Genomic DNA, 18,961 nt, shown 5'->3' on the forward strand with positions numbered 1-18,961 from the left:
TGATCGTTCCTCACGCCAGGCGCGTGAGGAACCTCTGGCAGTCAGCCAATCAGCGCCAGTCGCTCATTGATCGCGGCTTCGATCCCTTGGGCATCCAGGCCGCACTCGGTGAGCATCTGCGCAGGCTTGGCGTGCTCGACGTAGACATCCGGCAGCCCCAGGTGCAATACCGACTTGAGGATATTGGCGCGTGCCAGGAACTCGCTGACCGCAGCACCGGCACCGCCCATGACGGCGTTCTCTTCCAGTGTGACCAGCAACTCGTGGTTGGCGGCAGCTTCGCTCACCAGGGCTTCGTCCAGTGGCTTGACGAAACGCATGTCGATCACCGTTGCATCGAGCTTCTCGGCCACCACCAGCGCCTCGGCCAGTTGCACGCCGAACGCCAGTATCGCAACGCCCTGGCCCTGACGCCGCACAACGCCCTTGCCGATCTCGACCGGGTCAAGATTGGCCTCGATCACTGCGTTAGGGCCGGTGCCGCGTGGGTAGCGTACTGCCGCAGGGCCGGTATGCAGGTAACCGGTGCTGAGCAGCTTGCGCAGTTCGTTTTCATCGCTCGGCGTCATCACCAGCATGCCAGGGATGCAGCGCAGGTAGGAGAGGTCGAAGCTGCCTGCGTGAGTCGGGCCGTCTTCGCCTACCAGTCCGGCGCGGTCGATGGCGAACAGCACGTCGAGGTTCTGTACCGCGACGTCGTGGATCAGCTGATCGTAACCACGCTGCAGGAAGGTCGAATAGATCGCCACCACCGGCTTGCTGCCTTCGCAGGCCATACCGGCTGCCAGGGTCACTGCGTGTTGTTCGGCGATGGCCACGTCGAAGTAACGCTCGGGGAAGCGTTCGCTGAACGCGACCAGGTCCGAACCTTCCTTCATCGCGGGCGTGATGCCGACCAGCCGTGCGTCAGCGTCGGCCATGTCACAGATCCACTGGCCGAACACGCCGGAGTATTTCGGTGCGCTGATCTTTTTCTGCGCGGCAGGCGCATTCAGCGGCTCGAGCTTGGTGATGGCGTGATAGCCGATCGGATCGACTTCGGCCGGCTCGAAACCCTTGCCCTTTTTGGTCACCACATGCAGAAACTGCGGGCCCTTCAGGTCACGCATGTTGCGCAGGGTGGCGATCAGGGTCGGCAGGTCGTGGCCGTCGATAGGACCGATATAGTTCCAGCCCAGCTCTTCGAAGAGCGTGCCCGGGACCAGCATGCCTTTGGCGTACTCCTCGGTGCGCCGCGCGATTTCCCAGGCACCGGGAAGGCGCGAAAGCACCTTTTTGCTGCCTTCACGCATGCTGCTGTAAGTGCGGCTGGAAAGAATCTTGGCCAGGTAATTCGACAGCCCGCCGACATTGCGCGAGATCGACATGTCGTTGTCGTTGAGGATCACCAGCATGTCGGCGGCCACTTCCGGCGCGTGGTTCAGCGCTTCAAAGGCCATACCGGCAGTCAGCGCTCCGTCGCCGATCACGGCAATCGATTTGCGCTCGCTGCCCTGCAGGCGCGAGGCAATCGCCATGCCCAGCGCAGCACTGATCGAGGTGCTGGAGTGCCCGACACCAAAGGTGTCGTACTCGCTTTCGCTGCGACGCGGAAAGGCTGCAACACCATCCTTCTGGCGCAGGGTGGACATGCGCGCACGACGGCCGGTGAGGATCTTGTGCGGATAGGCTTGATGACCCACGTCCCACACCAGACGGTCGTCCGGGGTGTCGAAAACGTAATGCAGCGCGATGGTCAGCTCGATGACCCCGAGACCGGCACCAAAATGCCCTCCGGTCTGGCCAACGGAATACAGCAATTCCAGGCGCAGCTCATCGGCCAGGGTTTCCAGCTCGGCTTCGCCCAGACGGCGCAGGCCGTGCGGGGTATCGGCTCGGTCGAGCAACGGCGTGACCGGGCGCTCGCGTGGGATCTCTTTGAACGTCGTGGGCATCAGGCGAATCGTTATAAGTAAAAGAGGCGGCAGTTTACCTTATGCATCGTACGCTGCCCATGAAGTGAGTCGGCGGATGATCTGCCGACTGACATGTGTAATGACTGAGACCACGATAAAGCGTGGTTGATTCAGCGGATTTTCCGGTTCGGGTGACAGTTGTCAGTGGCGACGTTCGACGATGTAGCGTGCCAACTGGCGCAACGGCTCTGCGGCGGCATCGAACGGGCTCAGCGCCTGCAGCGCCTGATCACGCAGTTCCAGTGCGTAGTGTTTGGCCGCTTCCAGGCCCAGCAGCGCCGGGTAGGTCGGCTTGTCGCGGGCGATGTCGGCGCCCTGGCGCTTGCCAAGGGTCGCGGTATCGCTTTCGACATCGAGAATGTCGTCCTGAACCTGAAAAGCCAGGCCGATTGCACGCGCGTAGACCTGCAGAGCATCGAGCCGCGGCTGATCGGCGTGACCGCTGGCCAGTGCGCCCAGCCGGACGCTGGCTTCGATCAATGCACCGGTCTTGTGGCGATGCATGTATTCCAGCGCGGCCTGATCGAGCTTCAGCCCCACTGATCCCAGATCGATAGCCTGACCACCCACCATGCCCGCCGGTCCGGCTGCAGTCGCGAGGGCCGTGACCATCTGCAGACGCGTCTCGGCATCGCGCGACGTCAGGTGAGGGGTGAGCAGGGCCGTGAAGGCCAGGCTTTGCAGGCCGTCACCGGCGAGGATTGCGCAGGCTTCATCGAAGGCCTTGTGCGTGGTCGGCTGGCCGCGACGCAGGTCGTCGTCGTCCATTGCCGGCAAATCGTCATGTACCAGCGAGTAGGCATGAATCAGTTCAACGGCACAGGCGGCGCCGTTGGCATCCTCGGCTACACCGCCCAGTGCTTCGCAGGCGGCATACGCGAGCAGCGGGCGCACGCGCTTGCCGCCATTCATCACGCTGTAGCGCATGGCTTGGTAGAGGCGTTCGAGCTCAGGGCCCGGAGCCTTGAACAGCCCGTCGAGTGCTGCGTTGACGCGAGTCTGGCTTTGCGCTTGATAGCTCGCGATCATTCGGGGAGTTCCGCATCGTCGAACGGCTCTTCGCTGAGCTCGCCATCGCGTTCCAGCAATACCTGAACCTTCTGCTCGGCCTGGGTGAGGGCGCTCTGGCAGTCGCGGGTCAGGCGTACACCTTGCTCGAAGGCGGTCAGGGAGTCTTCCAGCGACAACTCGCCATTCTCCAGCCGCTCTACCAGCGCTTGCAGGTCAGCGAGTGACTGTTCGAAATCCAGTGCAGCTTTCTTGCGGGCCATGAGGGCATTTCCGGTAGAGGTTAAACCGCGCGACACTAGCAGAGCGATGGCGTCTGGGCAAATTGCGGCGACGGAGCCGCGCTCTTCAAGCGGCTGCCAAGGTCAACCTGCGGCAAACCCGTTGCGCAGGTCTGCGATCAGGTCTTCCGGACTTTCCAGGCCGACCTGCAGCCGCAGCATCGGGCCAGCGCCGCGGTCAGGACCGTGTTGTTCGACTTCCGTGATGAGGCTTTCAAACCCACCCCAGGAGTAGCCGACGCCGAACAGTTTCAACGCGCCGGTAAAGCGATCCAGCACCTGCCAGTCGGTGGTATTGAATTCAAAACTGAGCAAGCCGTTGCAGCCATGGAAGTCGCGCTTCCAGATCGCGTGGCCCGGATCGTCCGGCAACGCGAGATAGAGCACGCGGGCAACCTGGGGCTGGGCCTGCAGCCATTGTGCGATCTGCAGCGCGTGACGCTCATGCATGGCCATGCGCGCCGCCAGACTGCGGGCGCCACGCAGCACCAGATAGGCATCATCGGGGCTGACGGTATTGCCCACGGCGGTGTTCATGGTTTTCAGGGTATGCCAGTGCGCTTCGGTGGTGCTGACGCTGCCCATCATGACGTCGGAGTGGCCGGCCACGTACTTGGTCAGGGCCATCAGCGAAATGTCCGCGCCCAGCGCCAGCGGCTTGAACAACACCCCCGAGCCCCAGGAGTTATCCACAGCCAGCAGCAGATTCCTTGCTTTGCACAGCTGTGACAGGGCAGGCAGGTCACACATGTCGAATGTCAGCGAGCCGGGCACCTCGGCATAGATCATCCGGGTGTTGGCCTTGATCAGCGATTCCACGTTACTGCCGTCGGCCGCGTAGAAATCGAACTGGATGTCGAAGGCGGTCAGCATGGTTTTCGCCAGCCGCCGAACAGGGCCATACACCGATTCGGTGATCAGGACATGATCGCCGGGACGCAGAAACGATTGAAACATCTGCGCCACTGCGGCCAGCCCGGTCGGGTACAGGCAGGTGCCGTGTGCGCCTTCGAGCTCGGAGATCAGGTCCTGCAAGGCAAACGCAGTCGGGTTGCCGTTGGCACCGTAAGTCAGCGAGCGCTCAGGCCCCGCGGTGCGAATTTCCGCCTGCCGCAAGCTTTCCAGACTGTCGAACAGCACCGTACTGAGGCGCACGACGGGTGGGTTGACCGCAATCCCGGGCCCGCTGCTGGCACTGCGGCCGCTTTGCGACAGGGCGGTGTGGGCACGAGGGTCTTTGTCTTGCGGCATTGGAGGCTCCGGGTGGAAAAGGCTTGCAGGCTGCGGCTCAGGTACCCGCAAGCGTAATGCATCGTGCGCCTGGCAGGTATCACTGATCGTTCAACACAGCGCTCGCGTAGAACTCATGCAGTTTCGCTTGCAGTAACTGTCTGTCCGGCAGGCGGGTCTGGTACTCGGCAATCAACGCGGGTGAAAGCGAGCGGTTCAGAGCGTACTCGACGACTTCGTCGTTTTTGCTGGCGCAGAGTAAAACGCCAATGGCCGGGTTTTCATGGGGTTTGCGTTCGTTGCGGTCCAGCGCTTCCAGGTAGAAGTCCAGCTTGCCGAGGTATTCGGACTCAAAGCGGCCGACCTTGAGCTCAATGGCAACGAGGCAGTTGAGGCCTCGATGGAAAAACAGCAGATCCAGAGCAAAGTCCTGGCCGCCGACCTGCAACGCGTACTCGGAGCCGACAAAACAGAAATCGCGGCCTAGCTCGATCAGAAAGTCCCTCAGGCGTTTCAACAAGCCGCCATGCAGGTCCGCTTCGGCGTGCCCCGGTGGCAGCTCCAGAAACTCCACCATGTAGGCATCACGGAATATATCCAGTGCGGCCGGCCGGGTTTCCTTGAGCATCGCCGAGGCTTTGGCTGGCTGGGTGACAGTGCGCTCGAATAGAGCGTTCTTGAATTGGCGCTCAAGTTCGCGACTGGACCACTTTTCCCTGATTGCCATACGCAGATAAAACTCACGCTCTTCGGGGCGCTTGCTTTGACTGAAGATGATCAGGTGATGGGTCCAAGGCAATTGTGTCAGCACCGCTGACACAATCTCATCATCGCGGTAGACCTCAAAGAATTGGCGCATGCGAAACAGATTACGACGTGTGAAACCACGCAGTCCTGGCTGGGTGGTGGCCAGATGCTCGGCAAGCTGGGCGACCACCGCGTCACCCCATTCAGCGTTTTCAAGCTTGCGACTGATGTAAGCGCCGACTTGCCAGTAAAGCTCGATCAATTGGGTGTTCACCGCCTGTGCGGCCTGCTGTCGAGCGCTCCGGATCATGGCGAGCACTTCATCAAAGCGATCATGTACAGGCGTATGCGGTGTGTTGGGAGTACTCATACTGAAAGTACTCCACTGCGTGGCAACCTGATGGGCGATTGCAAGCGAAAGTCTGGAAGAACAGTTGTTCGGCTCATAAAGGCGCGTCCTTGGGCGGTGGCTAAGGTCGGCTACTTTACGTGCAGATCAGGACGTTCTGTTCCAGAGTTTCCTGTGGGTTTGTAGCATCAGGTTTCTGTCCGCAAAGGACTTGACGTGTGCCTTATTTATCCAGATCGGACGCCTGATGCCGCTCCGGAACCTGATCGGCTTCTTCGCCCCAGGTGCGGTTGACCTTCTGGCCTCTGATGACGGCAGGACGTGCGGCGATTTCTTCGGTCCAGCGAATCAGGTGCGGGTATTCGTGTACCGATAGGAATTCTGCAGCCGAATACACCTTGTTCTGCACCAGTGCGCCATACCATGGCCAGACCGCGATATCGGCAATCGTGTAGGTGTCGCCAGCCAGGTAGCGGTGCTCGCCCAGACGACGGTTCAGCACATCGAGTTGGCGCTTGGCTTCCATCGCGAAGCGGTTGATGGGGTATTCGAGTTTCTCGGGCGCGTAGGCATAGAAATGCCCGAAACCGCCACCCAGATAAGGCGCAGCGCCCATCTGCCAGAACAACCAGTTCAGCGTTTCGGTACGGCCTGCCGTGTCGGCGGGCAGGAAGCTGGAAAACTTCTCTGCCAGGTACAGCAGGATGGATCCGGACTCGAATACCCGAACAGGTGTTTCATGGCTTCGGTCCAGCAATGCCGGGATCTTGGAATTGGGATTGATCTCGACAAAGCCGCTGGAGAACTGATCGCCCTCGGAGATGCGGATCAGCCAGGCATCGTATTCCGCGCCGCTGTGCCCGAGCGCCAGCAGCTCTTCGAGCATGATCGTGACCTTCACACCGTTGGGGGTGGCCAGCGAATAAAGCTGCAGTGGGTGCTTGCCGACCGGCAGCTCCTTGTCGTGCGTGGGGCCGGCGACGGGCCGGTTGATGCTGGCGAACGTGCCGCCCGCTTTTGTTTCCTGCTGCCAGACCTTCGGCGGGGTATAGGACGTTTGGGTCATGAGAAGCCTCGCTTGTTCAAGGGTGATCGCTGGGGCGGTCGTGTTGCAAAGGACCATTGACGTTATAGATCAACGCGCGTGCAGGGAAGTGCCTTGCGATCGCGAACGAGTGTGGCGAGGGGCGCATTTCGCTGCCGTTGGTAGCTTGTAGAATATTCCTACAGGAACTAAGGCGGCGTCCTATAGCTGTAGCTGGGTAAAAGAAGAGAACATGTGTTCGCAGCATGAGGCCATAAGGTTATCCATTTATGATCTTGGTTGTCAAAGTCGCTCTCTCTGATTTACCTATTAATAGCTGGATACCGTATGCCGTCTTTTTACAGTCCGGGCGTTATGAAGTGGCGTGACCTGATCATCAATCTTGTTTCCAAGGAAATAAAAATCCGTTACATGGGCGCAACGTTGGGCTTTGTCTGGTCGTTGGGTAATCCGCTGGTTGTAACGCTCACGTATTACACCGTGTTCACCTATATTCTGCCCAGTAGTCAGGACCGCTTTGCGCTGCACCTGGTGACAGGTGTTGTCCACTGGATGCTTCTGGCACAAATTGTTTCGCAAAGCGGGGAGTGGCTGATCAATAACGGCAACCTCATTCGAAAGTTGCGTTTCCCCCGTCTGTTGTTACCCATTTCCGGGGCGCTGGCAATTGTAGTTTTCTGGGCCGGCTGCATGCTCGTCTATGCATCGCTATTTGCCATGCTCGGTGGTGTCTTTTCACGTGCGCTGTTGTTTTATCCGATTGTGCTGATCGCATTCATGGCATTGATCATGGGCTTTGGTCTGGCACTCAGTGTCATTCAGGTCACCGTACGGGATGCCAAGCACTTCATCGACGTGTTTCTACCCTTGTTGTTCTGGCTCACACCCATCGTATGGGTGACTTCATCGCTGCCCGACGGTATCGCCCGCATTGCGGCCTATAACCCTGTAGCCCTTTATTTCAATAGTTTCACCAGCATTCTGCATGCCGGAGTCGTTCCGGAGACCCGTGATCTGCTGCTGTGCGTGCTCATGGGCGCTGCGTCGCTGCTTGTGGGCCTGTTGATGTTCAGGAAGGTGGACAACGTGGTGGAGTATCTATGAGTCGCGTCGTCATCAAGGCAGAAAACCTCTCCAAACAGTTTGTTCTACGCCACAACAGAGGCGGTTTGAAGAAGAAGTTTCTCGGGCTGTTTGACGCTCAATACCGTGAACGTGCCGAAACATTCACGGCAGTCAGCGATGTATCGTTCACCTTGCACAAAGGTGAGTCGCTTGCACTGGTGGGGCATAACGGTTCAGGTAAAAGTACCTTGTTGCAACTGGTTTCACGCATTCTTGTGCCCACCAGTGGGCGGCTGACCAGCGTGGGTCGGGTGGCACCGCTAATCGAAATAGGGGTGGGCTTTCACCCTGAACTGACCGGCGAGGAAAACATCTACCTCAATGCCAGTCTGTTTGGATTGAGTAACAAGGAAGTGCGTTCGCGCTTCAACGAGATTGTCGATTTTTCCGGGTTGGGAAACTTCATCGATACACCGGTAAAGAACTATTCGTCAGGCATGTACATGAGGCTGGGTTTCTCAGTCGCCGTTCATGTCGAGCCTCAGACGTTACTGGCTGACGAAGTACTTGCGGTAGGTGACGAAGACTTCAAGCGCAAATGCCACGAACGAATTCGCATGATGCAGGATGACGGGATGGCCTTGATTCTTGTTACCCACGCAGTAGAAGAAGGTAAAGAGTTTTGCCAGCGTTACTTGACGCTCGAGCGTGGCCGGATGACCGAACACGGTTATTACTGATTCATTGTTTCGCGATGCCATGCTTCCAATCAACTTGGCCATCACTCAATTCATAAAGGTATTTCCATGTTGCAAATTATCGTTCCGATGGCCGGGGCCGGGAGTCGCTTTGCGGTTGCGGGCTACACCGATCCCAAACCGTTGATCCCTGTACATGGTGTACCGATGATCAAGGTCGTGATCGACAACCTGACGCCGGAGTGCCCGCACAGATTCATCTTTATCTGTCAGGCGGAACAGGTCGCCCGTTACGGGCTGAGGGAAAAACTGAATGCCTGGGCGCCCGGCTGCGAGATCGTCGAACTTGGCGGCCTGACCGGGGGCGCTGCGTGCTCGGTGTATGCAGCGAGGCACCTGCTCGACGACAGCCAGCAAGTGATGATCGCCAACAGCGACCAGTACGTCGATGTGGATATAAACGCCTATCTGCAGGCAATGAGCGAGAGCGATGCAGAGGGTTTGATCATGACCATGAAAGCCAACGATCCGAAATGGTCGTTCGTGGGCTTCAGTGCAGCAGGCCTGATCGACCGTGTGGTGGAAAAAGAGGTTATCTCTGACGAGGCCACTGTCGGCATCTATAACTTTCGCCGCGCAGGTCAACTGATATCGGCCATCGAAGCGATGGTCGCGAAAGATCTTCGCGTCAATGGCGAGTTCTATGTCGCACCGGTTTACAACGAACTCATCGGGCAGGGCGCCAAGGTCATTCATTACAGCATTGGTGCAGAAGGTCACGGCATGTATGGCCTGGGCATCCCGGCAGACCTCAACCAGTTCCTGTCGTTGCCGCTAAGCAGGCAGGCAGCCTCGGGAAAAGAGGCCTGACATGCAGATCATCAGCCATCGCGGCTATTGGCTGCAAAAGCCGGAGCGCAATCTGCCCGAAGCCTTTCATCGATCATTCGACCTTGGCTTCGGCACCGAAACCGATGTCCGTGATGTGGCGGGCCAACTGGTCATTTCCCACGACATGCCCGCGGGCGGCGAGCTGACGCTGGATGGCCTGCTCGACATCATGGCGGGCCGCAACCTGCCGCTGGCCATCAACGTCAAGGCGGATGGCCTGGCACAGGCTCTCGCCGAAACCTTCGCCCGTTACGGCCATACCAACTGGTTCGCCTTCGATATGGCGGTGCCGGACATGCGCAGTTACCTCAACGCCAATCTCACCACTTACACCCGTCTCAGCGATGTTGAGCCGTCGCCAGCCTGGCTCGAACAGGCAGCCGGCGTCTGGCTTGACGGTTTCGAGGGTGAGTGGTTCTCCAACCAGGTCATTGGCGATCTTCTTTCCCTGGGCAAGCGAATTTGTGTGGTGTCACCCGAATTGCACGGGCGTGGTCATGACGCCCTGTGGCAGCAATTGCTCGAGTTCAGGTCGCAGGACCGTTTGACGCTGTGCACTGATCTTCCCACAGACGCAGCCACTTTCTTCACGTGAGGCAACCATGATCAAGGCAGTGATTTTCGATATGGACGGTGTCCTTATCGACGCCAAAGAATGGCATTACGACGCATTGAACAAAGCGCTCAGCCTGTTCGGTTACAACATCAGTCGCCACGAACACCTCACCGCCTACGACGGTCTGCCCACTTCGCGCAAACTCGACATGCTGAGTGTCGAACGCGACCTGCCGGTTGCGTTGCACGCCTTTATCAACGAGATGAAGCAGCAGTACACCATGGAGATCGTTTACGCCCAGTGCAAACCGACCTTTGTGCATCAGTACGCGTTGTCATCACTGAAAACACTGGGTTACAAGCTGGCAGTGGCGTCCAACTCCATTCGCAACACCGTGGAGGTCATGATGAACAGGGCAGATCTCGACCGATACCTCGATCTGCGGCTCTCCAACGAAGACGTCAGGCATGCCAAGCCAGCGCCGGACATCTATACCAAGGCTATCAGCCAGCTGGGTCTTCGGCCTGAAGAATGCCTCATCGTCGAGGACAACGAGAATGGCATCAAGGCCGCCAGAGACTCGGGCGCACATGTCCTGGTCGTGGCTGAAACCTGCGACGTAAACCTCAATAACATTCTTGGCAAAGTCGAACAGATCAACTTCGACAAGGCGGCAGTCCTGTGAGCGCGTTGAATATCATCCTTCTGACCGGCAGGCAGTCAGAGGCGCTGCACGACGAGGGCGAGTACCCGCACTACCTGTGTGAATACAACGGCAAGCCGCTGATTCATACGCTGATAGACAGCTGCGCGGTACTTCAGCCACGCAGGATGATCTGCACATTCTCGAACCACGATATCGCCCGGTTGCACCTTCGCAACATGGTTCCGCAGATGCACCCGTCGGCCAGTGTTCTACCGGTTCACAACATCACCCGCGGCGCGGCGTGCACGGCGCTTCTGGCGAGTGAAGAAATCGACAACGATGACGAACTGCTGATTCTCAGTGTCAGCGACTTTCTGGATATCGAGTTGCAGGATGTAGTGCGCACGTTTCGTGAAAGTCATGAGGATGCCGGAGTAGTCATCTTCAATTCTCTGCACCCTCGTTATTCATTCGCGCGCCTGGATAGCGACTGCCGGGTTATCGAAGCTGCCGAAAAAAATCCGATCAGCTCAAACGCCATTGCAGGTGTGTACTGGTTCAAGTCCGGCTCGCTGTTCGTATCGGCGGCCAAAGAAATGATTCGCAAGGACGCCAGGGTCAACGACAACTTCTACATAGCCCCCGCCCTCAATGAGCTGGTGCTGTTGCAGAAGAGGATCGGCGCCTACCGGATCGAACCCAATCAGTACCGGCCATTGAAAACCGACAGTCAGCTCCACGCTTTCGAAGCAGGAGAAATGCGATGAAAACGGCAAGACTGGAAGACATGGTCAAAGGCTGGTTCGTGGGCGGATTCGAACCTGCAGTTTTCAGTACCGAGTCCTGTGAGGTCGGGGTCAAGACCTACAAGGCAGGTGAAAAGGAAGCGGCTCATTACCACAAGGTCGCCACCGAGATAACCGTGCTCATTGCCGGGTCGGTCAACATGCGCGATCAGGTCTGGCATGCTGGCGACATCATCGTTCTGGAACCGGGCGACATCACGGCGTTCGAAGCGCTCACCGATGCGACCACCGTTGTCGTGAAGGTGCCGGGTGCGCTTGCTGACAAGTACGTCGTCTGACCATGAAAACGACCCATCTGCAGCATCACCCAAGCCTCGGTTACATAGCGGCTGGCAGTCTGCGCAGCCTCCCGGTTGGGCTACTGCTGCCCCATGAGTGTTCCAGCTTCATCTCGTTCCGCGCGCATCCGTTTCGCAAGCCTGAACGGGTGATCAGGAAACTGCATGCCGCACAGCGTCCGTTGTGTCTGTATGGGTCGGGTAGCTACTGTTTTTATGGTGTCCAGAGTGATTCGCCGCTGGCACCCCTGCTGCTGTGGGACGGTGCGCACTTTCTGAATGTTGGCGAAAAAATAACGGTCATCGAAGACACGCCTATCGAGTGTTATCTGGATCGTGATTACTTTGCGGGATCACTCAAGGTGATAGCGCGTTCGGCCAACTCGGTCACTTACAAGAAAGTATCCAGGCTGACTGCGGAATCTAACGACGATCTCGACAGCTGGACCTTCGGCATTCCTGTCGGTCCAGGCGACGCCACCGTTCTCAATGCCGTCGTGAAGCGCATTCTGGAAATTGACATCCCGCACAAGGAGATACTGCTGTGCGGCACACCGGGAACTAATTTCGCCTATTTCGACAAAGTCCGCATCGTGGGGGAGGACATCACTGCCCCGCCCGTGCAGATCTGCAAGAAGAAAAACCGTCTCGCGCTGGAGGCCAGACACAGCAATCTGGTGATCCTGCATGACCGCGTCTTTCTGCCAAAACACTTCGGGGAAGTTGTCCGCCGCTTTGGCCCGCGCTATCCGTTGATGACCTTGCAAAGCATGTTTTTCGATAACCGAATCAGCATGCACCCGCGTCGCTACTCGGATTACGGCATGGCCATGGACGAAGTCGCTCAGGGTCTGCTGGGGCTGCACCGCACCAGCGGTAATGCTCAGTCCATAGCGCCGTCAATATTCCCGGACGTCGACCGGACCGGGTTCTGTTTCGCCAGCCCGATGCGCTACAACAGCGACGCCAGCTACCCGACAGGCAGCCTCTACATTTGTCGCAAGGATGTCTGGAATGCCTGCCCGCTGGACGAGTCCCTGCACTGGGTGGAGTACGAAGACATCGAGCATGCACTACGCGCGTCGCGGGCAGGTATTCCAAACCGTATCAACCCTTTCGGCATCACTCAGTCAGTGACCTCCCGGGCGCTGCTGGGTGGCAAGGGTTCAGTCGAATCGGCTAACGGGCGCCTTGAGGTATCCGGGCCTTGCTATGTGTCCCTGCTTCAAAAGAAACCTCTTTTCAATCTGTCTGCCGAGGCCGCATTGGCCAGACTGCAACAGTTCGGGGACAAATACCTGGCCAATCCATCGACAGTTGTCATTCCTACCGGTCTCGAGCGCATCTCTGTTCGAGCCTGGGTCGAACTGATTGATCGCGTGGCTCAGCAGTCCAGCTTCAGAAATGATATCGACGCAGTCAGAGAATTTCTCGCCGACTTCGAGAGGCTCATGCTGTTCGACCAATTGACAGAAACCCGTCAGGAATATCTGGTCAATCGCTTCCTCACAGACCCTGTGCTGGCCAAACAGACACTGATCACGCAAAGCTGTGAGGTACGCAATATGTTGCGTCAACGCAGCACGCAGACCTGGTTCGTCCGCCAGCAGGATGACTACTTTCACCACAATCTTCTTTCGCTCCCCGGCATTCTGATTTCTGCGATTCGTGTGTACAGAAATAACGGAAAAATCTTCTATTTCGAAAGCCTGTGGGCTGCCGTGAGGGCGGTCTACAACTCAACACCTTTCAAGTCCTACATCCAGGGGGCGAAGTGAAGGTATTCGTCGTTTCCCATCTGAGCCCCAGCCCCTCCAGTCATCAGTTGATCTGTCAGCTGGCGCACATTCAGCACGAGCACAGAAAGACCGTTCCCGTGCTTGTGATTGATGACCGCTACAACCTGACCGAACTACCCGTCAGCGATCTGCCGGCGGAACATGCCCAGTTCAGCCTGGAAGACTTTCTTCACGACAATGGTCTGAGCGGCATTGTGGCGAACAGAATTGCCCAGCACATGGATAAAGTCGAAAGCGACTGGGTGCTGATTGATTTTGGCCAGCATGACTCGGCTACCTGCATGGACTTCATCCAGAAAATTGCTCGTTACAACTATCTGAGCGCCAGGCTGCGAAAGCGAAACCTCGTGATCATGGTGCCCGCCATGCATCTGGGCATTTATTCGCGAACCCTCAATGCGTCGTTCAATAATTTACCGGCAAGCACAACCGCCTCAGCCCGTTCTGTTCAGATTAGAAGGCTATTCATGGTCACTCGCCTTGAGAGAGTACTGATAAGTCTTCCATTGCTGGCGGGCATCCTGCGTCGAATACGGCGTGTTGTTCTGCGCGTCTTTCGGCGTGTTGCAAGATCCCATTGACCGATCTGCCGCTAGCCGTTGGTAGCAGGCGCTTCTCATTACAAGGTTAAACACATGCCTCATCTTGTGGCCGTCGATTCCAGAAAAATCAGCGTGGTTATTCAGGGCCCCCTGTATCGCAACCTGAGTTCCAAACGAAACATCTTCGCCTGCATCGCGTCGATCCGGAGGCACCTGCCACAGGCCGAAATTATCGTTTCGACCTGGCGTCATGAAGATACCTCCGATGTGAAGGCGGACCAGATCGTCATGTCGGATGATCCGGGTGCCTTCGTCGATGATGCCGGTAATCAGATCAACATCAATCGCATGTTGCGATCGACGTTATGCGGTATTCAAAGCGCTTCAAGACCCTATGTCATGAAAATGCGCGCCGACCACAATCTGACCAGCGCGGCACTGGCTGTCATAGGCCAGTCTGATGATACCGAGCCGGGCGAGACACAACTGTTCGACACACCCATCACCACCACAACGCTTTATATTCGCGACCCTGAACGGTTGCCGATGTTGTTCCACATATCGGATCTCGTTCAATTCGGCACGCGCGATGCGATGCTCGCCATGTGGGAGCAACCCCTGTTCGAAAGGGAAGCGCTTTTCAACGACAGGCCGTCTCGCAACCCGTTTGGCAACTTCATTGGCTACACGTCCGCGCGCCTGGTCAGCGAACAGGCACTGATGCTGGGTGTCATGCACAGGAAGGGCATCGACGCCCGGCTTGCGCGACCCTGCGAGGTAGGGCTGAGCAACCTGAAATTATGGGACAACGTCTTGAGACGCAACTTCAGAGTCCTCAACCACTGCGAGGCTGGCGTCGACTTCCCGGAACGCTTTCTGACCAGCCGCCGCGTATTGACCACACTCTACAAGGCCTCTGCGATAGAGCAATTGCAAAGGCTCGACCCTAAGGGCTACAGGCTGAGGATCGCGCGCATCTGGCTCAATCAATACCTGCTGACCTGCCTGCGCCCCGGCTGGTGGGTGTCCTTTGCGACCATCGTACTGTTCAGCACCTCGCCGACCCTCGCCAAGCGCATCCGCTCGTACTGGCGCACGCTGAGGAAGGTCGCGCATGCGGAGTCTTATCGGGTTTGAGGGCTGGGCGTGTGTAGGTATCGAAATACGTCACGCGTTACGCAAGCGTTCATCCAGCATATCCAGCAAAGCTTGCTGACTCATCGACGCCTGCTTGGCATAGCACGAGACCAGCAGCTCAAGCGGATGAATTCCGATTCTGGTCGCGAGCTGGTCCAGCTTCTCAAGCGTCGGGCTCTTCAACCCGCGTTCGATCTCGGACAGATACGTCCTGCCGCTGACTCCGACAAAATCCTCCTGCGTGAGACCCTTCGCTTCGCGCGCTTCTTTCAGTGCCGCTCCGATTGCGTTGCTCAGATCCATTGCACTGCTGTCGCGATTGTCGATCATGGGCGAGCCATCGATTCCAGCTTACTGAGCAACGCATATGGATCAGCCCCGAGTCCCCGGCACACATCCATGAACTCGATGACATCGAGCCTGCGCTCGGCATTCTCTGTCTTCGAGACAAACGATTGCGGTCGCCCTAGCCTGACCGCTAATTCTTTTTGCGTCATACCGGCTGCGTTGCGCGCTTCCAGCAAAAGATCAAGCAACGCCTGGTAGCGAGCGTTATGGATGGTTTTCACTTGGGCACGCCGTCTGAATAGTCCGGCTACCTAAATAAACCTGATTTGGGATTATCCCAAAATAGGTTTTTCGATTAAGATATTTACCTCAAGGATGTACGCACACGTTCAAGGAGGTCTTATGAAAATCAGAAAAGCCCAGTTGCTGCGCCGTAGGCGTCTTTACCTTGGCTTGTCGCTTACGCGAAACCTATGTCCACAATGTCGTGCGCTAAAGCAACGCTCTAAGGCCATCTCATCCGCCCCGGTACCTGATGTCATGACCCAGCGCCAACAATGTACGCCTATCTCATGACCAGCTGGGAAGAACTGCCCGAACAGAACAAGCGTGCGCTTGGCTTCGATTCAATCGTGGGCGGTGAAGAGGAAGAGGCAGCGCTGAATCGATTGGCAACCCTGTTTATGGAGTATGCGGATGTTTCCCTGCGCAGGGCGCTGGTGGCGCGGCGGAGGCGTTTGGGGGAGGGCGGTGGGTAGTTTCTGCTAGCCATCGGACAACCAGCAAAATGATGCCAGCGGCTGATTTGGCGGGAAGCTTCTTAAGCAGATGATATCCACTGCCCGGCCGCAGGAAGAAAGCAGCAGGCATTAAAAAGCCGGCTTGTGGCCGGCTTCTCGTAGGCGGTTCTGATCTATTTTTGATAGACCGCAATCGCCTTCAACAGATGCGCCTCTTGAAGAAGCGCGAATAGGCAACAGGGCAAACGGATCACATGCCCCGTTCAAACACCGCATCGCATGACTGCGTCAGGTGTTCTGGATGGCGAACAGGATACTGAACTTCACCTTCCATGCCCAGCCCGAATGCCTTTCAGCCGTACACGCCTCATAACAGCAGCATGGCATTGCGTCGGCTGTTCAGTGTCGACCACCAGAATATCCAGCCCAGAATCCGTATTTTCTCCCGGTCGATGTCTTCGGCGCTGAACAGTTCGTCCGGGTATTCGGCGTCGTTGTGGCTGCGCAGGCGCAGGCCGCCGTTGGGCAGGCGGTAGAGGTAGCGGACGCGCAGGATGCCGCCGTGTTCCAGGGCGTAGATTTCGCCGTCGATGACCTGGGTCAGCTCGCGGTCGACGCCGAGGATCGAGCCGTCCTGGATCTTGTCGGCCATGCTGTTGCCGACCATGGCGACGCACATGCAGTTTTTCGGGTCGATGCCCATGTTCTGCAGGACTTGCAGGGGCAGGCGGATTTTTTGTCCGGGGGCTTCGGCGAGGACGGTCTTGCCGACGCCGTGGGTGGATTCCGCTTCCATGAATATCTGGATTTCCACGTCGCCGCGCGACACGTTTCTGGCCTGATGAATGATGACGCGGGTATCGCCGCCAGTGTTTTCATTGGCGCATTCGTTAGGGTGTTTGGGGCCTTCGCCGGTGCGCAGCCAGCGGGCGTTGACGGTCAACAGTTCAGCCACCTCGTCAATCCGCGCCATGGGCACGCCGCGCTTGAACCAGTTATTGACGTGTTGCGGCGTGATTTTGCGGTTGGCGGCAAAATCAGTCGCTGTGAGATGGCACTCCCGAAGGAGGATGCGGAGTCGATCACCTGATGTATTCATAGTGGCGAAGTCTACGGGCGTCGCCAGGGCGTTTAAATGAACGAGGTGTTGACGTCGACGTTATCCCAGGGTGGGCGTGGCTATCCGGACTACGGATGGAATGAATGTCGTGTAGGTGGATTCCGTAATAGCGCTTTTGGCGCTAAACGAGGTATTGCGCGTTTACCCCCGCTATACGGGCATTAACGAACTGTTCATTGAATGTCTAAAAGCCGGGCGCATTTTTAAACGTGCGTGCTGCAAAAAAGATGGATCGGGTTTCAGCGAGCGAGGTGTGCGGGGAGGTGCAGCGAGGAGGGGGGACGCGTGTTTCAGGGCACGGGTGTAGCGTGCCCTGAAACGCCAATCGATGATCAGCCTTTGAACGCTGCAACCGATTTGGTGATCTCGGCACGGGCAGCGTCAGCGTTGCCCCAACCTTCGATCTTCACCCATTTGCCTTTTTCGAGATCCTTGTAGTTCTCGAAGAAGTGCTTGATCTGCTCGAGCAGCAGTGGCGGCAGGTCGGTGTACTCTTTCACGTCGACGTACAGCTGGGACAGCTTGTCGTGTGGCACTGCGATAACTTTGGCATCGCCGCCGCCGTCGTCAGTCATGTGCAGGATGCCGACCGGGCGTGCGCGGATAACCGAACCTGGGGTAACCGGGTATGGGGTTACCACCAGCACGTCCAGCGGGTCGCCGTCGTCAGCCAGGGTGTTGGGGATGAAACCGTAGTTGGCCGGGTAGAACATTGGGGTGGCCATGAAACGGTCAACGAACAGGCAATCGGAATCTTTGTCGATTTCGTATTTGATCGGCGCGTGGTTGGCCGGGATTTCGATGGCGACGTAGATGTCGTTCGGCAGGTCTTTACCAGCCGGAATCTTGCTGTAGCTCATTGGGCATTGCCCCCCTGGTTGAACAGACAGATTGTGGCGCGAACCGCCATAAAGTGGTCCGGATTATAGGCATATTCTGTTTTGGTTGCCACGCATGGCCTTGGCGGCCGTCAGCTGTCCCGGTAAGCCGGGTCCTGTTGACGCAGCAGGTCGAGCCGCGCCAGGGTGTCCTGACGGTAGAACGCTTTCAGTTGTTCGTAGACGGCCGGGTAACTGACGTGCAGCAGGTCGGGCGCGCTGAAGAAGTATTCGCTGGTCACGGCGAAGAACTCGGCGGGGTCTTCGGCGGCATAAGGGTCGATTGCGGGTTCGGCGTCGGGGTTATGGTCCAGTTGCCGGTTGAGATCATCGAACGCGCTTTGCATGACGCGAGCCCATTCGGTCACCTGCATGTCGCTGTGCAGCGGCGGCAGGCTATTGGCGTCGCCGTTGAGCATATCGAGCTTGTGCGCCAGTTCATGGATCACCAGGTTGTAGCCATCCCAGCCGCCGCTGCTCAATACGCCGGGCCAGGCCAGAATCACCGGGCCCTGCAGCCAGGCTTCGCCGCTGTGCTCGCCATCCCACTCGTGTTCGACGCCGCTGGCATCGCGATGGCGCTGCGGGCTGACGAAGTCGTCGGGGTACAACACGATTTCATGAAAACCCTGATACCAGTTCAGTTCGCCGAGGTTCAGCAGCGGCAGCTGCGCCTGGGCGGCGAGAAACAGCCGCTGCTCGTCATCCAGATCAACGCCCGGCAGCGCGCTGAGGTGTTTGTCATGCAGAAACAGCACGCAGGCGTCACGCAGTTGCGCATGTTGCCCACTGCTCAGGCCATCGAGGATCGGCAGACGTGCGCAGACGTTCTGCCATAGCTCTTCAGCAACCGGGTGTCGGGCCAGCGTGCGCTGCCTGCGCCAGTGGCTGAATGACCACAT

Annotated in this window: 22 protein-coding genes; 11 read left to right on the forward strand and 11 right to left on the reverse strand. The window is 57.8% G+C overall.

Features of this window, described 5'->3' with window-relative positions; all coding sequences use genetic code 11:
• Positions 1-41 precede the first annotated feature (41 nt).
• From dxs to yghU, 6 genes are all read right to left on the reverse strand, one after another.
• A complete protein-coding gene (dxs, locus tag GE543_RS13645) occupies positions 42-1,934 on the reverse strand; it encodes a 1-deoxy-D-xylulose-5-phosphate synthase (protein WP_153221648.1) in 1,893 nt (630 codons plus the stop codon).
• A 162-nt stretch (positions 1,935-2,096) separates the two neighbouring features.
• Positions 2,097-2,984 (reverse strand): polyprenyl synthetase family protein, encoded by an 888-nt coding sequence (locus GE543_RS13650; RefSeq protein ID WP_004393999.1) that lies wholly within the window; start codon positions 2,982-2,984, stop codon positions 2,097-2,099.
• Positions 2,981-3,226, reverse strand: coding sequence for an exodeoxyribonuclease VII small subunit (locus tag GE543_RS13655; protein WP_002551852.1), 246 nt, complete (start codon positions 3,224-3,226; stop codon positions 2,981-2,983). The genes GE543_RS13650 and GE543_RS13655 overlap by 4 nt, the downstream gene beginning before the upstream one ends.
• Before the next feature lie 102 nt (positions 3,227-3,328).
• Positions 3,329-4,495 (reverse strand): cystathionine beta-lyase, encoded by a 1,167-nt coding sequence (gene metC / locus GE543_RS13660; RefSeq protein ID WP_153221649.1) that lies wholly within the window; start codon positions 4,493-4,495, stop codon positions 3,329-3,331.
• Between the two features lie 79 nt (positions 4,496-4,574).
• On the reverse strand, positions 4,575-5,591 hold the full coding sequence (locus GE543_RS13665) for a YhcG family protein (RefSeq protein ID WP_153221650.1): 1,017 nt from the start codon (positions 5,589-5,591) through the stop codon (positions 4,575-4,577).
• 202 nt (positions 5,592-5,793) lie between these two features.
• Positions 5,794-6,636: a glutathione-dependent disulfide-bond oxidoreductase gene (gene yghU, locus GE543_RS13670; RefSeq protein ID WP_153221651.1), complete on the reverse strand. Its 843-nt coding sequence runs from the start codon at positions 6,634-6,636 to the stop codon at positions 5,794-5,796.
• A 306-nt stretch (positions 6,637-6,942) separates the two neighbouring features.
• Between yghU and GE543_RS13675 the strand changes: the two genes are divergently transcribed.
• The 10 genes from GE543_RS13675 (at position 6,943) to GE543_RS13720 (ending at position 15,033) form a co-directional block, all read left to right on the forward strand.
• Positions 6,943-7,719 carry an ABC transporter permease gene (locus tag GE543_RS13675; protein ID WP_024638280.1) on the forward strand — a complete coding sequence of 259 codons (777 nt, stop codon included), beginning with the start codon at positions 6,943-6,945 and terminating at the stop codon, positions 7,717-7,719.
• On the forward strand, positions 7,716-8,420 hold the full coding sequence (locus tag GE543_RS13680) for an ABC transporter ATP-binding protein (RefSeq protein WP_096126991.1): 705 nt from the start codon (positions 7,716-7,718) through the stop codon (positions 8,418-8,420). Before GE543_RS13675 ends, GE543_RS13680 begins: the two co-directional genes overlap by 4 nt.
• A gap of 66 nt (positions 8,421-8,486) precedes the next feature.
• Positions 8,487-9,248, forward strand: a complete 762-nt coding sequence (locus GE543_RS13685) for a glycosyltransferase family 2 protein (RefSeq protein WP_046236088.1) — start codon at positions 8,487-8,489, stop codon at positions 9,246-9,248.
• A 1-nt stretch (position 9,249) separates the two neighbouring features.
• A complete protein-coding gene (locus GE543_RS13690; protein WP_153221652.1) occupies positions 9,250-9,864 on the forward strand; it encodes a phosphodiesterase in 615 nt (204 codons plus the stop codon).
• A 7-nt stretch (positions 9,865-9,871) separates the two neighbouring features.
• On the forward strand, positions 9,872-10,510 hold the full coding sequence (locus tag GE543_RS13695) for an HAD family phosphatase (RefSeq protein ID WP_003414540.1): 639 nt from the start codon (positions 9,872-9,874) through the stop codon (positions 10,508-10,510).
• Positions 10,507-11,238, forward strand: a complete 732-nt coding sequence (locus tag GE543_RS13700) for a glycosyltransferase family 2 protein (protein ID WP_046236089.1) — start codon at positions 10,507-10,509, stop codon at positions 11,236-11,238. Before GE543_RS13695 ends, GE543_RS13700 begins: the two co-directional genes overlap by 4 nt.
• On the forward strand, positions 11,235-11,555 hold the full coding sequence (locus tag GE543_RS13705; RefSeq protein WP_003317241.1) for a hypothetical protein: 321 nt from the start codon (positions 11,235-11,237) through the stop codon (positions 11,553-11,555). The genes GE543_RS13700 and GE543_RS13705 overlap by 4 nt, the downstream gene beginning before the upstream one ends.
• A 2-nt stretch (positions 11,556-11,557) precedes the next feature.
• Positions 11,558-13,333: a hypothetical protein gene (locus GE543_RS13710; RefSeq protein ID WP_153221653.1), complete on the forward strand. Its 1,776-nt coding sequence runs from the start codon at positions 11,558-11,560 to the stop codon at positions 13,331-13,333.
• Positions 13,330-13,935 (forward strand): hypothetical protein, encoded by a 606-nt coding sequence (locus GE543_RS13715; RefSeq protein ID WP_046236091.1) that lies wholly within the window; start codon positions 13,330-13,332, stop codon positions 13,933-13,935. Before GE543_RS13710 ends, GE543_RS13715 begins: the two co-directional genes overlap by 4 nt.
• 54 nt (positions 13,936-13,989) lie before the next feature.
• Positions 13,990-15,033 (forward strand): WavE lipopolysaccharide synthesis family protein, encoded by a 1,044-nt coding sequence (locus GE543_RS13720; protein ID WP_153221663.1) that lies wholly within the window; start codon positions 13,990-13,992, stop codon positions 15,031-15,033.
• Positions 15,034-15,063: 30 nt separating this feature from the next.
• On the opposite strand, the gene GE543_RS13725 is transcribed toward GE543_RS13720, so the two are convergent.
• The gene (locus GE543_RS13725) at positions 15,064-15,336 is read right to left on the reverse strand and encodes a helix-turn-helix domain-containing protein (RefSeq protein WP_003317245.1); all 273 of its coding nucleotides are present in this window, start codon (positions 15,334-15,336) and stop codon (positions 15,064-15,066) included.
• Between the two features lie 23 nt (positions 15,337-15,359).
• Positions 15,360-15,602: a helix-turn-helix domain-containing protein gene (locus GE543_RS13730; protein ID WP_016567088.1), complete on the reverse strand. Its 243-nt coding sequence runs from the start codon at positions 15,600-15,602 to the stop codon at positions 15,360-15,362.
• A gap of 276 nt (positions 15,603-15,878) precedes the next feature.
• Between GE543_RS13730 and GE543_RS13735 the strand changes: the two genes are divergently transcribed.
• A complete protein-coding gene (locus GE543_RS13735) occupies positions 15,879-16,079 on the forward strand; it encodes a hypothetical protein (protein ID WP_003384292.1) in 201 nt (66 codons plus the stop codon).
• 349 nt (positions 16,080-16,428) lie between these two features.
• Here GE543_RS13735 and GE543_RS13740 read toward each other — a convergent pair whose 3' ends face one another.
• The 3 genes from GE543_RS13740 to GE543_RS13750 form a co-directional block, all read right to left on the reverse strand.
• Positions 16,429-17,160, reverse strand: coding sequence for an XRE family transcriptional regulator (locus GE543_RS13740; protein ID WP_004409537.1), 732 nt, complete (start codon positions 17,158-17,160; stop codon positions 16,429-16,431).
• Between the two features lie 353 nt (positions 17,161-17,513).
• Positions 17,514-18,041: an inorganic diphosphatase gene (gene ppa, locus GE543_RS13745; RefSeq protein ID WP_003366402.1), complete on the reverse strand. Its 528-nt coding sequence runs from the start codon at positions 18,039-18,041 to the stop codon at positions 17,514-17,516.
• Between the two features lie 110 nt (positions 18,042-18,151).
• Positions 18,152-18,961 carry a zinc-dependent peptidase gene (locus GE543_RS13750; RefSeq protein ID WP_153221654.1) on the reverse strand — a complete coding sequence of 270 codons (810 nt, stop codon included), beginning with the start codon at positions 18,959-18,961 and terminating at the stop codon, positions 18,152-18,154.

This window comes from Pseudomonas sp. SZ57, from assembly GCF_009495975.1.
GTDB lineage: Bacteria > Pseudomonadota > Gammaproteobacteria > Pseudomonadales > Pseudomonadaceae > Aquipseudomonas > Aquipseudomonas syringae.

What these genes read in the sequence shown, in the direction of transcription:
- dxs (WP_153221648.1), bottom strand. Translation starts at nt 1,934, where the DNA reads ATGCCCACGACGTTCAAAGAGATCCCACGCGAGCGCCCGGTCACGCCG.
- GE543_RS13650 (WP_004393999.1), bottom strand. Translation starts at nt 2,984, where the DNA reads ATGATCGCGAGCTATCAAGCGCAAAGCCAGACTCGCGTCAACGCAGCA.
- GE543_RS13655 (WP_002551852.1), bottom strand. Translation starts at nt 3,226, where the DNA reads ATGGCCCGCAAGAAAGCTGCACTGGATTTCGAACAGTCACTCGCTGAC.
- metC (WP_153221649.1), bottom strand. Translation starts at nt 4,495, where the DNA reads ATGCCGCAAGACAAAGACCCTCGTGCCCACACCGCCCTGTCGCAAAGC.
- GE543_RS13665 (WP_153221650.1), bottom strand. Translation starts at nt 5,591, where the DNA reads ATGAGTACTCCCAACACACCGCATACGCCTGTACATGATCGCTTTGAT.
- yghU (WP_153221651.1), bottom strand. Translation starts at nt 6,636, where the DNA reads ATGACCCAAACGTCCTATACCCCGCCGAAGGTCTGGCAGCAGGAAACA.
- GE543_RS13675 (WP_024638280.1), top strand. Translation starts at nt 6,943, where the DNA reads ATGCCGTCTTTTTACAGTCCGGGCGTTATGAAGTGGCGTGACCTGATC.
- GE543_RS13680 (WP_096126991.1), top strand. Translation starts at nt 7,716, where the DNA reads ATGAGTCGCGTCGTCATCAAGGCAGAAAACCTCTCCAAACAGTTTGTT.
- GE543_RS13685 (WP_046236088.1), top strand. Translation starts at nt 8,487, where the DNA reads ATGTTGCAAATTATCGTTCCGATGGCCGGGGCCGGGAGTCGCTTTGCG.
- GE543_RS13690 (WP_153221652.1), top strand. Translation starts at nt 9,250, where the DNA reads ATGCAGATCATCAGCCATCGCGGCTATTGGCTGCAAAAGCCGGAGCGC.
- GE543_RS13695 (WP_003414540.1), top strand. Translation starts at nt 9,872, where the DNA reads ATGATCAAGGCAGTGATTTTCGATATGGACGGTGTCCTTATCGACGCC.
- GE543_RS13705 (WP_003317241.1), top strand. Translation starts at nt 11,235, where the DNA reads ATGAAAACGGCAAGACTGGAAGACATGGTCAAAGGCTGGTTCGTGGGC.
- GE543_RS13710 (WP_153221653.1), top strand. Translation starts at nt 11,558, where the DNA reads ATGAAAACGACCCATCTGCAGCATCACCCAAGCCTCGGTTACATAGCG.
- GE543_RS13720 (WP_153221663.1), top strand. Translation starts at nt 13,990, where the DNA reads ATGCCTCATCTTGTGGCCGTCGATTCCAGAAAAATCAGCGTGGTTATT.
- GE543_RS13725 (WP_003317245.1), bottom strand. Translation starts at nt 15,336, where the DNA reads ATGGATCTGAGCAACGCAATCGGAGCGGCACTGAAAGAAGCGCGCGAA.
- GE543_RS13735 (WP_003384292.1), top strand. Translation starts at nt 15,879, where the DNA reads ATGTACGCCTATCTCATGACCAGCTGGGAAGAACTGCCCGAACAGAAC.
- GE543_RS13740 (WP_004409537.1), bottom strand. Translation starts at nt 17,160, where the DNA reads ATGAATACATCAGGTGATCGACTCCGCATCCTCCTTCGGGAGTGCCAT.
- ppa (WP_003366402.1), bottom strand. Translation starts at nt 18,041, where the DNA reads ATGAGCTACAGCAAGATTCCGGCTGGTAAAGACCTGCCGAACGACATC.
- GE543_RS13750 (WP_153221654.1), bottom strand. Translation starts at nt 18,961, where the DNA reads ATGTGGTCATTCAGCCACTGGCGCAGGCAGCGCACGCTGGCCCGACAC.